13 protein-coding genes and 1 other RNA gene are annotated in these 13,300 nt (G+C 67.8%); 12 read left to right on the plus strand and 2 right to left on the minus strand.

Translation table 11 applies throughout. The annotated features are described in order from the left end of the window. Positions 1–204 precede the first annotated feature (204 nt). Positions 205–1,173 (plus strand): hypothetical protein, encoded by a 969-nt coding sequence (locus tag K7G59_RS08030; protein ID WP_225831610.1) that lies wholly within the window; start codon positions 205–207, stop codon positions 1,171–1,173. A 102-nt stretch (positions 1,174–1,275) separates the two neighbouring features. Here the strand turns inward: K7G59_RS08030 and K7G59_RS08035 are convergent, their stop codons facing one another. Beyond that, positions 1,276–1,467: a hypothetical protein gene (locus K7G59_RS08035; protein WP_225831611.1), complete on the minus strand. Its 192-nt coding sequence runs from the start codon at positions 1,465–1,467 to the stop codon at positions 1,276–1,278. Positions 1,468–1,700: 233 nt separating this feature from the next. Here K7G59_RS08035 and ftsE point away from each other — a divergent pair, with 233 nt between their 5' ends. From ftsE to K7G59_RS08070, 7 genes are all read left to right on the plus strand, one after another. Continuing rightward, a complete protein-coding gene (gene ftsE, locus K7G59_RS08040; protein WP_031159396.1) occupies positions 1,701–2,390 on the plus strand; it encodes a cell division ATP-binding protein FtsE in 690 nt (229 codons plus the stop codon). A 52-nt stretch (positions 2,391–2,442) separates the two neighbouring features. Next, complete coding sequence (gene ftsX, locus K7G59_RS08045; protein WP_225831613.1) at positions 2,443–3,360, plus strand: permease-like cell division protein FtsX; 918 nt, start codon at positions 2,443–2,445, stop codon at positions 3,358–3,360. A gap of 67 nt (positions 3,361–3,427) precedes the next feature. Further along, positions 3,428–4,594, plus strand: coding sequence for a S41 family peptidase (locus tag K7G59_RS08050; RefSeq protein WP_225831615.1), 1,167 nt, complete (start codon positions 3,428–3,430; stop codon positions 4,592–4,594). Between the two features lie 68 nt (positions 4,595–4,662). Next, on the plus strand, positions 4,663–5,142 hold the full coding sequence (gene smpB, locus K7G59_RS08055; RefSeq protein WP_225831616.1) for an SsrA-binding protein SmpB: 480 nt from the start codon (positions 4,663–4,665) through the stop codon (positions 5,140–5,142). A 94-nt stretch (positions 5,143–5,236) separates the two neighbouring features. Beyond that, positions 5,237–5,605, plus strand: a transfer-messenger RNA (tmRNA) gene (gene ssrA / locus K7G59_RS08060). A gap of 264 nt (positions 5,606–5,869) precedes the next feature. Then, positions 5,870–7,240: a NarK/NasA family nitrate transporter gene (locus K7G59_RS08065; RefSeq protein WP_225831618.1), complete on the plus strand. Its 1,371-nt coding sequence runs from the start codon at positions 5,870–5,872 to the stop codon at positions 7,238–7,240. 130 nt (positions 7,241–7,370) lie between these two features. Beyond that, entirely contained in the window at positions 7,371–8,522 is a 1,152-nt protein-coding gene (locus K7G59_RS08070) for a uroporphyrinogen-III synthase (protein ID WP_225831620.1), read from the plus strand. A 2-nt stretch (positions 8,523–8,524) separates the two neighbouring features. On the opposite strand, the gene K7G59_RS08075 is transcribed toward K7G59_RS08070, so the two are convergent. After that, entirely contained in the window at positions 8,525–9,001 is a 477-nt protein-coding gene (locus K7G59_RS08075; RefSeq protein ID WP_225831622.1) for an ATP-binding protein, read from the minus strand. Positions 9,002–9,219: 218 nt separating this feature from the next. On the opposite strand from K7G59_RS08075, the gene K7G59_RS08080 reads away from it, so the two are divergent. The 4 genes from K7G59_RS08080 to K7G59_RS08095 all read left to right on the plus strand — a co-directional run bounded on the left by K7G59_RS08080 (position 9,220) and on the right by K7G59_RS08095 (position 13,168). Next, on the plus strand, positions 9,220–10,074 hold the full coding sequence (locus tag K7G59_RS08080) for a helix-turn-helix transcriptional regulator (protein WP_225831624.1): 855 nt from the start codon (positions 9,220–9,222) through the stop codon (positions 10,072–10,074). Between the two features lie 9 nt (positions 10,075–10,083). Beyond that, entirely contained in the window at positions 10,084–10,275 is a 192-nt protein-coding gene (locus tag K7G59_RS08085; protein WP_225831627.1) for a DUF397 domain-containing protein, read from the plus strand. A gap of 185 nt (positions 10,276–10,460) precedes the next feature. Further along, on the plus strand, positions 10,461–10,919 hold the full coding sequence (locus K7G59_RS08090) for a hypothetical protein (RefSeq protein ID WP_225831628.1): 459 nt from the start codon (positions 10,461–10,463) through the stop codon (positions 10,917–10,919). Between the two features lie 2 nt (positions 10,920–10,921). After that, complete coding sequence (locus K7G59_RS08095) at positions 10,922–13,168, plus strand: hypothetical protein (protein WP_225831630.1); 2,247 nt, start codon at positions 10,922–10,924, stop codon at positions 13,166–13,168. Positions 13,169–13,300 lie beyond the last annotated feature (132 nt).

Below are 13,300 nucleotides of genomic sequence, written 5' to 3' on the forward strand. Positions count from 1 at the left end.
GGGCATTGTGCGCACAACGGCCTTGACGTTGCTTTGAAAAATCGGAAGGGTAAAGCGTGGCATGCGTGTCTCTGGGGCGCATGTGGACCGGGGGAAATGGGATGTCTCGGACATGAACTCCGACTTCGTCAGCTACCTCCGTCGATCACGGCCGGCCCCGACGCACCGCCTCATTGACGAACAGCTACTGGGGGTAGCAACCACATGACGAAGAAGACGCGGATCCGGGTCGCGCGGATTGCCGCCGGCGCCGTGATCGCGGCCGGTGCGTCGCTGACCGCCGCGGGTGCGGCTTCCGCCCTGGACGTCGACGTCCAGGCGGGCCCGATCACCATCGGCGCGAGCACCGGCGACGGCGACGGCGGCGGGGACAACGGCGGCACCGACGGCGGCTGCCCGATCGCAGTCTGCACCGATGGCGGTACCGGCGACAACGGCGGTACTGGCGACAACGGTGGTACCGGTGACAACGGTGGCACTGGCGACAACGGTGGCACTGGCGACAACGGTGGTACCGGTGACAACGGTGGCACTGGCGACAACGGTGGTACCGGTGACAACGGTGGTACCGGTGACAACGGTGGCACTGGCGACAACGGTGGTACTGGCGACAACGGTGGTACTGGCGACAACGGTGGTACTGGCGACAACGGTGGCACTGGCGACAACGGCGGTACTGGCGACAACGGTGGTACCGGTGACAACGGCGGTACTGGCGACAACGGTGGTACCGGTGACAACGGTGGTACCGGTGACAACGGTGGCACTGGCGACAACGGTGGCACTGGCGACAACGGTGGTACCGGTGACAACGGTGGTACCGGCGACAACGGCGGCACTGGCGACAACGGTGGTACCGGGGACAACGGCGGCACCGGTGACAACGGCGGTACCGGCACCTCCGGAAGCGGCGACAACGGCGGCTCCACCACCGGCGGGAACAACACCACCCCCGACGGCGGCAACAACAACGCCTCCCAGGAGGAGGGCACCTCGGCCCTCACCGACACGGGCTCGGACACCTCGGCGCAGGGCGGCGACAAGCAGCTCGCCGAGACCGGTGCCGGCCAGACGGCGTTCCTGCTCGTCGGCGCCGCGACGATGATCGCCGGCGGTATCGGCTTCCGTCTCCTGCCGCGCCTGGTGGGCGGCCGGGGCGGCGCTGCGGCCTGACGGCCGCCTGAGCGCACCTGGCCGTAGCCGTACGGTCAGCGCACGCACACCGAAGGGCCCGGAGCTTCGCGCTCCGGGCCCTTTCGCCGCCTCACGGCTCTCTTACACGGTCTGATGCGCCAGCAGCGCCACCGCGGCGATCAGGACCGCGAGCAGGGCGATCAGCGCCATCGGGTTCAGCCCCGCGAAGAAGCCCTCCTGCTGCAGTCGCTCGCGGTTGGCGCGGCACACCGGGCACCGGCCCTCGCTCACGGGCGCAGCACAGTTCGCGCACACCAACCGGTCGTACGTCACGCGCTCGCCCTCCTTGCACCGGCCATCACACACAACAACGCGTCGAGGAACGAAAACGTTCCCCTTCCACTGTGCCAGGTTCCCCCGTGAGAAGCGCGGGCGTCGAGAGAAGGGCAGCAGCAGGTGCGTACAAAAACGCACAAGTCTCGCCCAACGGCATCCGGACCCTGCACTCCCACACCCGGTTCGCGTATGGTCACGCTCATCTACCCCCGGCGACGCGTGGTGCATCCGTGATCCGATTCGACAATGTCTCCAAGGTCTACCCCAAGCAGACCCGCCCCGCTCTGAGAGATGTCTCTCTGGAAGTGGAGAAGGGCGAGTTCGTCTTCCTCGTGGGGTCCTCCGGCTCCGGAAAGTCCACCTTCCTGCGGCTCGTCCTCCGCGAGGAGCGGTGCAGCCACGGTCAGGTGCACGTGCTGGGCAAGGACCTCGCGCGCCTCTCCAACTGGAAGGTGCCGCAGATGCGCCGCCAGCTGGGGACGGTCTTCCAGGACTTCCGGCTCCTGCCGAACAAGACGGTCGCGGAGAACGTGGCCTTCGCGCAGGAGGTCATCGGCAAGTCGCGCGGCGAGATCCGCAAGTCCGTGCCGCAGGTGCTCGACCTCGTCGGGCTCGGCGGCAAGGAGGACCGGATGCCGGGCGAGCTGTCCGGTGGTGAGCAGCAGCGCGTGGCCATCGCGCGGGCCTTCGTCAACCGCCCCAAGCTGCTCATCGCCGACGAGCCCACCGGCAACCTCGACCCGCAGACCTCCGTCGGCATCATGAAGCTGCTCGACCGCATCAACCGGACGGGCACCACCGTCATCATGGCGACGCACGACCAGAACATCGTGGACCAGATGCGCAAGCGCGTCATCGAGCTGGAAAAGGGCCGCCTCGTCCGCGACCAGGCCCGCGGTGTCTACGGCTACCAGCACTGACGCCGTGACCCGCCGCCCGACGATCGTCCACGGAAAGGCTTAACCCGACGCCATGCGCGCCCAGTTCGTCCTGTCGGAGATCGGTGTCGGTCTCCGCCGCAATCTGACGATGACCTTCGCCGTCATCGTCTCCGTAGCCCTGTCCCTTGCCCTCTTCGGCGGTTCGCTGCTGATGAGCGACCAGGTGAGCACCATGAAGGGCTACTGGTACGACAAGGTCAACGTCTCGATCTTCCTGTGCAACAAGAGCGACGCCCAGTCGGATCCGCACTGCGTCAAGGGCGCGGTCACCGAGGACCAGAAGAAGCAGATCCTCGCCGACCTGAAGAAGATGCCGGTCGTCCAGAAGGTGACGTACGAGTCCCAGGACGAGGCGTACAAGCACTACAAGGAGCAGTTCGGCAACTCCCCGCTGGCCGGCTCCCTGACGCCGGACCAGATGCAGGAGTCGTACCGGATCAAGCTGAAGGACCCGGAGAAGTACCAGGTCATCGCGACCGCCTTCAACGGGCGTGACGGAGTGCAGTCGGTGCAGGACCAGAAGGGCATCCTGGACAACCTCTTCGGGCTGCTGAACCTGATGAACCGGGCGGCGCTCGGCGTGATGGCGCTGATGCTGGTCGTGGCGCTGCTGCTGATCGTCAACACCGTGCGCGTCTCGGCGTTCAGCCGTCGGCGCGAAACCGGGATCATGCGCCTGGTCGGTGCCTCGGGCTTCTACATCCAGGCGCCCTTCATCATGGAGGCAGCGGTCGCGGGCATCATCGGCGGCGGCCTCGCCTGCGTGTTCCTGGTGGTCGGCCGGTACTTCACCATCGACCACGGCATGGCCCTGTCCACCAAGCTCACCCTCATCAACTTCGTGGGCTGGGACGCGGTGTTCACCAAGCTTCCGCTGATCCTCGCCACCAGCGTGCTGATGCCCGCACTTGCCGCGTTCTTCGCCCTGCGCAAGTACCTGAAGGTGTGACGCATACCAAGAGGGCCGTACGGGCAACCGCCCGTACGGCCCTTCGTGTTGTCCTAGACTCACCGCCATGTCAGGCCGTGACCCGTTCTGTCAGCCCCGTCGCATCCGCCGCGGGGCCGCCCTGACATTCGTCTTCGCCGGGGTACTGGTCGCCGGTGCCGCCACCGGCTCCTTCCCGGAACCGGGGCAGCCGGCCCGCAGGCCCGTCCCCGGCCCGGCACCCGCCGCCACGCACCAGGACGTGCAGGAGGCCGCCGCCCATGCCATGGCCGACGGCACGTCCCCCATGGAGGCGGCCGAGCGGGCCGTCAGCCGCAGCGGCGACCGCTGGGCCGCCGTCTACTCCGAGGGCGAGTACCAGGAGTTCCAGGAGGCCCTCGACGGCCGGTACACCGGCGTCGGCCTGTGGGCGCGGCGCGAGCGCGACGGCCGTATCGAGGTGACCCGGGTGCAGTCCGGCTCGCCCGCCGCCGACGCCGGCATCCGCACGGGCGACCGGCTGCGCAGCGTCGACGGCTCCAGGGTCGACGGGCGCCCGGTCACCGAGGTGGTCTCGCTGCTGCGCGGCGACGCCCAGGACGCGCCTGCCGGTACGACGGTCACGCTCGGCCTGGAGCGCGGCAGGCGCACCTGGACCGAGACGCTGCACCGGGCGAGACTGTCCACCGACTCCGTGACCGTCCGCAGGCTCCCCGGCGGGGTCACCGTCATCAGGATCGCCGCGTTCACCAGGGGCTCCGGCCACGCCGTCCACGCCGCCGTGCGGCGGGCCCCGGCCGGCGGCGGAATCGTGCTCGACCTGCGCGGGAACTCGGGCGGCCTGGTCACCGAGGCGGTGGACACCGCCTCCGCCTTCCTCGACGGCGGCCTGGTCGCCACCTACGACGTCGACGGCGTCCAGCGCGCCCTGCACGCCGCGCCCGGTGGCGACACCGACCGGCCGCTGGTCGCGGTGGTCGACGGCGGCACCATGAGCGCGGCCGAGATGCTCACCGGCGCCCTGCAGGACCGGGGCCGCGCGATAGTGATCGGCTCCCGCACCTTCGGCAAGGGCTCCATCCAGATGCCGACGGACCTGCCCGGCGGCTCGGTGGCCGAGCTGACCGTGGGCCACTACCGCACGCCCTCCGGGCACGCGGTCGACGGCCGGGGCATCACCCCCGACCTGGAGGCGGGCCCGCGGGCGCTGAAACGGGCGGAGACGGTCCTGACGGGTCTGGGCGACCCGTCGTAGCGATCGAGGGCACTCCCCTAAATGGGCTTTCCCCGCACCCCCTCCATGGTGCGAAAATGGTCGGCACTATGGCTAAGGAAAAAGGGCGCAAGCTGATCGCGCAGAACAAGAAGGCGCGGCACGACTACCACATCCTCGACACCTACGAGGCCGGTCTGGTCCTCATGGGCACCGAGGTGAAGTCGCTGCGCCAGGGACGGGCCTCGCTCGTGGACGGCTTCGTCCAGCTCGACGGTCACGAGGCGTGGCTGCACAACGTCCACGTGCCCGAGTACAGCCAGGGCACCTGGACCAACCACAGCGCCCGCCGCAAGCGCAAGCTCCTCCTGCACCGCGCGGAGATCGACAAGCTGGAGTCCAAGTCCCAGGAGACGGGTCACACGATCGTGCCCCTCGCGCTGTACTTCAAGGACGGCCGCGCCAAGGTCGAGATCGCACTGGCGAGGGGCAAGAAGGAGTACGACAAGCGTCAGACGCTGCGCGAGAAGCAGGACCGGCGCGAGGCGGACCGGGCGATGTCGGCGGCCCGCAGGCGCCAGCGCGCCTGACGCAGGGAATACGCTGGCATCGGTGTGCGTTGGTCACGTACGATGGCACCAACACCGGACGTCGAGCCCGGTGTGCACATTGAGAAATCAACATGGGGATGATCGGTTTCGACAGCGGCTGTCGAAGCAGGGGAAGCGTGTCGAGGAAGCGGCCATGATCTCGTAAACCACAGGCCGAAAAAAATAATCGCCAACACCAAGCGCGATTCCTTCGCCCTCGCTGCCTAAGTAGCGACTTGCGAAGTGTCAGCCCGGGGCTGTTCCCGACCCGGATCCTGGCATCAGCTAGGGAACTAAACCTTGATCCCGGTCACGGGGTGAAGAGGGAAACCAAACAGTGACTGAGCCCGTCGGCGACTTGTTCGCGTGATCGCCGGGGCTGAGAAAATCACAGCGGACTGCACACGGAGAAGCCCTGGTTCCGCACCGTTGGACGCGGGTTCGATTCCCGCCATCTCCACTCATCCCATGTGGGCAAAGACCCCTTGGCCTGCGAAGAAATTCGCCAGGGCAGGGGGTCTTGTCATGTCGCGGGAGCGCGGCGGGGCCGGTAGCGCGGTCAGTATCCGGACGCCCCGGGGGGCGCCTCACCGGGCCTTCGCCCGGCAAGTGAGAGCAACGTTCCCTTCCGGTCACCCGCAGCCACAGCACGGAAACGCTCTCTGCCTACTTTCGAGTCGCGTCACACACGATGGCAGACCGAGTACCCCGGCTAACCGGAGGCATCATGACAGCCCCAGCCCCAACCCGTCGTACCGGCCGCTGGATCGAGCAGTGGGACCCGGAGGACGAGGGCTTCTGGCAGGCGACCGGGGAGCGGGTCGCTCGCCGCAACCTGTGGTTCTCCGTGCTCTCCGAGCACATCGGCTTCTCGGTCTGGGCCATGTGGTCCGTGCTCGTCCTGTTCATGGGACCCGAGTACGGGCTCACCCCGGCCGACAAGTTCCTGCTCACCTCCGTGGTCACGCTGGTCGGCGCCGCCGTCCGCGTCCCCTACACCTTCGCCGTCGCGGTCTTCGGCGGGCGGAACTGGACGGTCATCTCCGCCGCTCTGCTGCTCGTGCCGACCATCGCCGCGTTCGTGGTGATGAAGCCGGGCACCTCCTTCTCCACCTTCCTGTGGATCGGACTGTTCGCCGGGATCGGCGGGGGCAACTTCGCCTCCTCCATGACCAACATCAACGCCTTCTTCCCGCTGCGGAAGAAGGGGTGGGCGCTCGGACTGAACGCCGGCGGCGGCAACATCGGGGTGGCCGTCATCCAGCTCGTCACCCTCGCCGTCATCGGCGCGAACGGCGGCCCGCGCGTCCTGCTCGGGATCTACATCCCGCTGATCCTCGTCGCCGCCACCCTCGCCGCGCTCTTCATGGACAACCTCTCCGCCGTGAAGAACGACACCGGAGCCGCGAAGGACGCCGCCAAGGACGCCCACACCTGGATCATGTCCTTCCTCTACATCGGCACCTTCGGCTCGTTCATCGGCTACAGCTTCGCCTTCGGGCAGGTGCTCACCAACCAGTTCGGGCGGACCCCGCTCCAGGCCGCGTACCTCACCTTCGTCGGCCCGCTGCTCGGTTCCCTGATCCGCCCGCTCGGCGGCTGGCTCGCCGACCGCTACGGCGGGGCCCGGATCAGCCTCTACAACTACGTCGCCATGGCAGCCGCCACCGCCGTCCTGGTCGTCGCCAGCATGCGCAAGTCGCTCCCCCTCTTCGTCACCGTCTTCGTCATCCTGTTCGTGCTCAGCGGGCTCGGCAACGGATCGACGTACAAGATGATCCCCGGCATCTTCCAGGCCAAGGCGGTCGCCAAGGGGCTCGCGGGCGAGGAAGCCGCGCGCTACGGCCGGCGGCTGTCCGGAGCCTCCATGGGCCTCATCGGCGCCGTGGGCGCGCTCGGCGGCGTCGGCATCAACCTCGCCTTCCGGCAGTCCTTCCTCTCCTACGGCTCCGGCACCGGCGCCTTCGTGGCCTTCCTCGCCTTCTACGCTGCGTGCTTCGTGGTCACCTGGGCCGTATACCTTCGCCGCTCGCCCAGCCGGTCCGAGGCCACGGCTGCCGCAGAGGCGAACGCCCAGCTCAGCTACGCCGAGGTATGACGTAACACCGGCGACACGAAGCCGAACCGAGCCTGTCACGAGCCGTTGACAGGCTCGATCGGCGTGCGGGTGCCGCTACTCGCATCCAGTACGACGACTCGAACGCGGGACGAGAGCCATGTACGAAGCCATGTCCGCAGTACAACAGCGAACGGAACAAAGGCCCCTGGCGGGGTTCACCGTCGGCGTGACCGCCGCACGCCGCGCCGACGAGCTGGGCGCCCTGCTCCAGCGGCGCGGCGCGACAGTCGTGTACGCACCCGCCCTGCGCATCGTGCCGCTCGCCGACGACGGCGAGTTGCTCGCCGCGACCAAGGGGATCATCGACCAGGTGCCCGACGTGGTCGTGGCCACCACCGCCATCGGCTTCCGTGGCTGGATCGAGGCGGCCGACGGGTGGGGACTCGGCGAGCCGCTGGTCGCGCGGCTGCGCGGGGTGGAACTGCTCGCCCGCGGCCCCAAGGTGAAGGGTGCCGTACGGGCCGCCGGGCTGACGGAGGGTTGGTCGCCGTCGAGCGACTCGATGGCGGAGGTGCTCGACCGGCTGCTGGAGGAGGGCGTCGACGGGCGGCGCATCGCCGTACAGCTGCACGGGGAGCCCCTGCCCGGATTCGTGGAATCGCTCACCGCGGGCGGTGCGGAGGTCGTCCCGGTACCGGTCTACCGCTGGCGCCCACCGGAGGACCTCGGCCCGGTCGACCGCCTGCTGGACTCGGCCGTCTCCCGCGGCCTGGACGCCCTCACCTTCACCAGCGCACCGGCCGCGGCCTCCTTGCTCTCCCGGGCGGAGGAACGGGGTCTGCTGCCCGAACTCCTCACGGCACTCTCCCACGACGTGGTGCCCGCGTGCGTGGGCCCGGTCACCGCGGTGCCCCTGCAGGCGCTGGGCGTGGACACGGTCCAGCCCCAGCGCTTCCGCCTGGGCCCCCTCGTGCAGCTCCTCTGCCAGGAACTCCCGTCCCGCGCAAGGGCGTTGCCGGTCGCCGGGCATCAGGTGGAGATCAGGGGCCACGCGGTCCTGGTGGACGGCGAGCTGCGCCCGGTGCCACCGGCCGGCATGTCCCTCCTGCGGGCCCTCTCCCGCCGCCCCGGCTGGGTGGTCGCCCGCGCCGACCTCCTACGGGCCCTGCCGGGCGCCGGCCGCGACGAACACGCGGTGGAGACGGCGATGGCCCGGCTGCGTACGGCCCTGGGGGCGCCGAAGCTGATCCAGACGGTGGTCAAGCGGGGGTACCGGCTGGCGCTGGACCCGACGGCGGACGCGAAGTACGCGGACGTGTGACGTCACGCTGCCGCGCGCTGCGCCGGGTCCCTCTGCCTCCCACTCACCTCGAACCACAGCAGCTTCCCGGCGCCGCGGTCGAGGGGGCCGTCCCCGAGGCGGAAGCCGCCCCAGCAGTCGGCGTATGCCTGCACGAGGTGCAGCCCGCGCCCGTGCTCGGCTTGCTCCGGAGCGAGCGGAACCCGGTCCCAGGGCGGCTCCCCGAAAGGGGCGGGGATGCGCGGATGACTGTCCCAGACCCCGACCCGAAGCCGACCGCCCGCGAGCGCGGTGAGCCGCAGGGAGGCGGGGCCGTCGGTGTGCTGGTAGGCGTTGGTGACCAGCTCGGACGTCAACAGCTCGACGGCCTCGAGAACGTCGCCTCTGCCGTGACTGCTGAGCGCCGCCCGTACGGTCATACGTGCGACGCGTGCCGCGCGGGGATCATGGGGCAGGCGAAGGGCGTACACCCAGGTGTCGGGCGGGGATACGGTGCCCATGGAAACCTCCAGCGGGAGATGAGGGGCTGCGACTGGTGACTCCGCCCTGCGGTGGCTCTGCCTCGAGGTGCGCTTCCGGCTTACGGACGGGGCGTGTCAGGGGTACGGCTCTACGGTAGAGCGGTTCGGGAGATACATCTCTCAAACCGGGGAGATGTGCCAGTAGTTACCCCGTGTGGGTGACCGGAGAGCCGCGTATCAGCCTGGAAGGACCTGCCTTGCCGCCGACCAACAATCCCACCCTGCGTCAACGCCGTCTCGGCGCCGAGCTGCGTAAACTCCGTGAGCGGTCCGGTCTTACGGTCACGCAGGCCGCCGCATTGCTGGGCGTCAACCAGGGGCGTGTCAGCATGATCGAAACAGGCCGCAGCTCCCTGAGTGCCGACCGGGTCCGGGCGCTGGCATCCGCGTACGACTGCTCGGACGCGGCCGTGGTGGACGCCTTGGCGGCGATGACCGGGCGCCGCACGCGCGGCTGGTGGGAGGAGTACCGCGAACACCTCCCGGCCGCGCTCGTCGACCTGGCCGAACTCGAGCATCACGCAACGGGGTTGCGGGTGGCCCTCGCCATGCACATTCCCGCACTGCTGCAGACCACGGACCATGCCCGCGCCCTCTTCCGGGCCGTGGTGCCGCCCATGCGGCAGTACGAGATCGAGCACCGCCTCACACACCGTGTGAAACGGCAGGCGATCCTCCACCGGGAGGATCCACCGCCGTATGCGGCGATCATCCACGAGTCGGCTCTTCGCATTCGGTTCGGCAGCTCCGACGTCAGGCGTGGGCAGCTCGAGCATCTCCTCGACATGGGCCGGCTTCCGAACGTCACCGTCCAGGTGATCCCGTTCGACGCGGAGTACTACCCGAGCACAGGTCAGTCCTTCGACTACGTCGAGGGCCCGGTTCCGCAGCTCGACACGGTCCAGCTCGACACCCACCACGGAGGCTGCGGATTCCTCGACGCGGAGGCACAGTTGAGCAAGTACCGTGCTGTGCTGGATCACATGGAGTCCTGCGCACTCGGCCCCGCCGAGTCGTGTGACTTCATCGAGAGCCTCATCCGGGACATCTGAGAGAGCGACGTGCACACACTCCACTGGCAGAAATCCACCTACAGCGGCGACAGCTCGAACTGCGTCGAGATGGCTCCCACCGCCACCGCGATCCACATCCGCGACTCGAAGAACACCACTCGCCCCCACGTCACCGTCACGCCCTCCGCCTGGGCGGAGTTCCTCTCGTACGCGGCTCTCGGAACACGGCCGCGTGGCTGACGAGGGTCGGGCTGGAAAATGTCTCGATCGGATCTGAGTGCACGCGGGCACGGACGACCCTGAGTCACGTCGTGTCAGGGCCCGAAACCGGTCGATGCGATCTTGGTCGCGGGGACGATACCTTGACCGAGCGAAGGCGCCCGAAGGCCACGGATGCATGTGAACGCAGGGGAAGGTAGTCGCACATGGCTTGGGACGAGTGGGAGCAGCTCAAGGCCGAAGCGGCATCACGGCAGTCGGCCCGGATGCAACTCAACAGCATCCCGGCGGAGCCGGGCGGCGGCGGCACGGGCGCGTACGGCGATCTCAAGGTCCACGACAAGGACCTCGCCGCCGTGGGGAACGCGGCCCGCGAGTTGCACAAGGACTTCGGTGACGTCAGCGACAGAGCCCGGCTTTCGTCCATGAGTGTCGTGGACAGCATGAAGAAGAGCGACGGCTTCCAGCTGGGCGAGGCCATGGACCATGTCGCAGTGCACTGGGTGGACCAGGCGCAGTCGCTTCTTGACGCCACGGCCCACATCGCCAACCACCTCCATGTCACGCAGAGCATCCACGCCAAGGACGAGGTCTACATCGCCGGCACGATCAGCAGCATCGCGACGCTGGACCAGGGCTTCGACGAGAGGACCACGGGCAAGTAGCCATGGATCTCGACGCACTCCGCCACCTCGACTTCTCCAAGCTCGACGACGCGATCGACCGCTGGGAGAAGATGACGAAGGACCTGAAGAAGCTTGCTGAGGACGCTCGTGACAACCTGAAGAAGAAGGCTGACGCGGCGAACTGGACAGGTATCAACGCCAGCGTCACCCGCGAGTTCGTCGACAAGACGGCCGGTGAGTTCGATGACGCCTACACCCAGGCCGACACCATCACGCGGATCATCAAAGACACCCGTGGCGAACTGAACACATGCAAGCAGCAGTTGAACTCCCTGATCGAGTCGGCGCCGAACATGACGGTGGTGGACACCGGGAACGGATCGTTCGACGTCATTTCCAACCCCACGACCGACCCGGAGGCAGCCAAGGCCGACGCTGCCGGTCTACGGGACCGGATCGAGCCGATCCTCAGGAACGCCAGTGAGAGCGACAGCACCGCCGCCAAGGCGTTACGCCTGATCGTCGACCACGCGCAGTACGGTTTCTCCGACGCCCATTACAAGAACCGCGACGAGGCCGCCGACGCGATCAAGGCTGCCGAGCAAGCGGCCAAGACCGTACGCAAAAACCCCCACGACGTCTCCACCACGGAGTTGGCCGCGCTCAACGCCGACCTGGCGAAGTACCGGAACGACCCACTCTTCGCCGAAGAGTTCGCTGTCGACGCCGGGCCGAAGAAGGTGATGACCTTCTATGCCGGCATCGCCGATCCCTACGGCATCACCTACGATCCCGAACGCGGGGCAGAGGCGAAGCAGCTTCAGAAGAACCTGGGCATCACCCTCGGCACCGCGACCCTCTCCGACAGCGCGAACATGCGCAGCTGGGAGAAGCAGGTCATCAGCATGGGGCCGAATGAACTCGGCACCGACGACGCGAACGACCCGCGCGGCTTCGCGGTCATGAGCAACCTCATGCGTTTCGGCAACTACGACGACCAGTTCCTCAACGACTACGGCGACAAGCTCATCGCCTTCGACAAGGAACACAACGTCAAGGGCCTGAACCCGTGGATCAACAACTGGAACCAGGGCGACCTCAACTACTGGGACAAGAACGACCGGGGCCGTGATCCGATGACCGGCTTCCTCCAGGCGCTGGGGCACAACCCGGACGCGTCGACGCAGTTCTTCGCCCAGCCTGACGGCACCGGCGTCGCGGTCGACAAGGACTCCGAGGTGAACCCGCACCTCAAGTACCTGACTCAGGACCGCATCTGGCTTGCCGACCCCACGTCCGAGGGCGACGGCAAGGCCGTGGCAGGGCGTACCGCGCTCGGCCATGCCCTGGAGGCAGCGACCATCGGCTATCCGTACGACGCCGATGCCAAGGACATGCAGGCCGGGGATCGCCGTACGGCTGCAACGGCCGGCGTCATGGAACAGATCGCCTACATCTACGGCAGCGAAGACGGGCCGAAGCTGCTCCACGACCAGCCGGAAATGGCGGCCAGTCTGGGCAAGATGGGCGGCGCCTACATCGACGACATCGACTACAGCCTTTCCGGTCTCGGTGACCATGCTCGAGACGCCGGCGACTTCCCTGCCAGGTATCCCGGGCGTGCGGACTTCACCAACCAGGGCGCCATCAATTTCCTCAGCGTCATGGGGCAGAACGAGACGTCGCACAAGGTGCTCACGGCGGCGCAGCACATGTACACGCTGAGCCTCCTCGACGCTCATCCCCCGACGACTCAGGCCAACTACGACCATGGTGTGGACGCCCTGACCATGGAGGCCGAAGCGCGCGGAATCCTGGACCACTCACGGGTGCAACAGGCAGCCGCCGACTACGGTGCCGCGTCGGAAGACGCCAACAAGTCCTTGGGGCGGTCTGCGGACTGGTGGAAACTGGGCGCCGGAGCGGTCGTCGGCGGAGGCATCGCCGCTATTCCTCTTCCCGGCTCCACCGCGGCAGCCCTCGTCGTCGCCCCGATCGCTGCGGATACGGCTGGCGAGGCGCTGAACACGTTCATCGGGCACGAGATCGACAAGGGTGTGGACGGCGCCGAGCAGGACCCGACCCAGAAGGCGCAGCTCACGAGTCAGGAATTCTACCGGAATGGTGCAAACGATCTGGGGAAGAGTTACGACCATTACTTCGACGGTTCCAAGAAAGCCGGAGGAGATGCCGACCATCGTCAGGCCGTTCAGCAGATCAAGGGAGCGTATAACGCCACCGGTTCGAACGAGGATGATTTTCGTGGTCGCGCCCCATACAAGGACTAGGTCAAATACGCGTGTCTGGGCGGTTGGAGTGCTGGCGGGAGTGTTGCTGGCATCCGCTTGCTCTGGTGAGGGAGCGAAGAGACCCTCTGGTGTGCCGGCTGCGCGACTCTGCGACAAGTCGTTCGACGTGCA

Source organism: Streptomyces sp. NK08204, from assembly GCF_020400585.1.
Lineage (GTDB): Bacteria > Actinomycetota > Actinomycetes > Streptomycetales > Streptomycetaceae > Streptomyces.

Excerpts from the sequence above, each read along its gene's own strand:
- K7G59_RS08065 (WP_225831618.1), top strand. The coding sequence starts at position 5,870 with ATGACAGCCCCAGCCCCAACCCGTCGTACCGGCCGCTGGATCGAGCAG.
- K7G59_RS08030 (WP_225831610.1), top strand. The coding sequence starts at position 205 with ATGACGAAGAAGACGCGGATCCGGGTCGCGCGGATTGCCGCCGGCGCC.
- K7G59_RS08070 (WP_225831620.1), top strand. The coding sequence starts at position 7,371 with ATGTCCGCAGTACAACAGCGAACGGAACAAAGGCCCCTGGCGGGGTTC.
- smpB (WP_225831616.1), top strand. The coding sequence starts at position 4,663 with ATGGCTAAGGAAAAAGGGCGCAAGCTGATCGCGCAGAACAAGAAGGCG.
- K7G59_RS08075 (WP_225831622.1), bottom strand. The coding sequence starts at position 9,001 with ATGGGCACCGTATCCCCGCCCGACACCTGGGTGTACGCCCTTCGCCTG.
- K7G59_RS08095 (WP_225831630.1), top strand. The coding sequence starts at position 10,922 with ATGGATCTCGACGCACTCCGCCACCTCGACTTCTCCAAGCTCGACGAC.
- ftsX (WP_225831613.1), top strand. The coding sequence starts at position 2,443 with ATGCGCGCCCAGTTCGTCCTGTCGGAGATCGGTGTCGGTCTCCGCCGC.
- K7G59_RS08090 (WP_225831628.1), top strand. The coding sequence starts at position 10,461 with ATGGCTTGGGACGAGTGGGAGCAGCTCAAGGCCGAAGCGGCATCACGG.
- K7G59_RS08050 (WP_225831615.1), top strand. The coding sequence starts at position 3,428 with ATGTCAGGCCGTGACCCGTTCTGTCAGCCCCGTCGCATCCGCCGCGGG.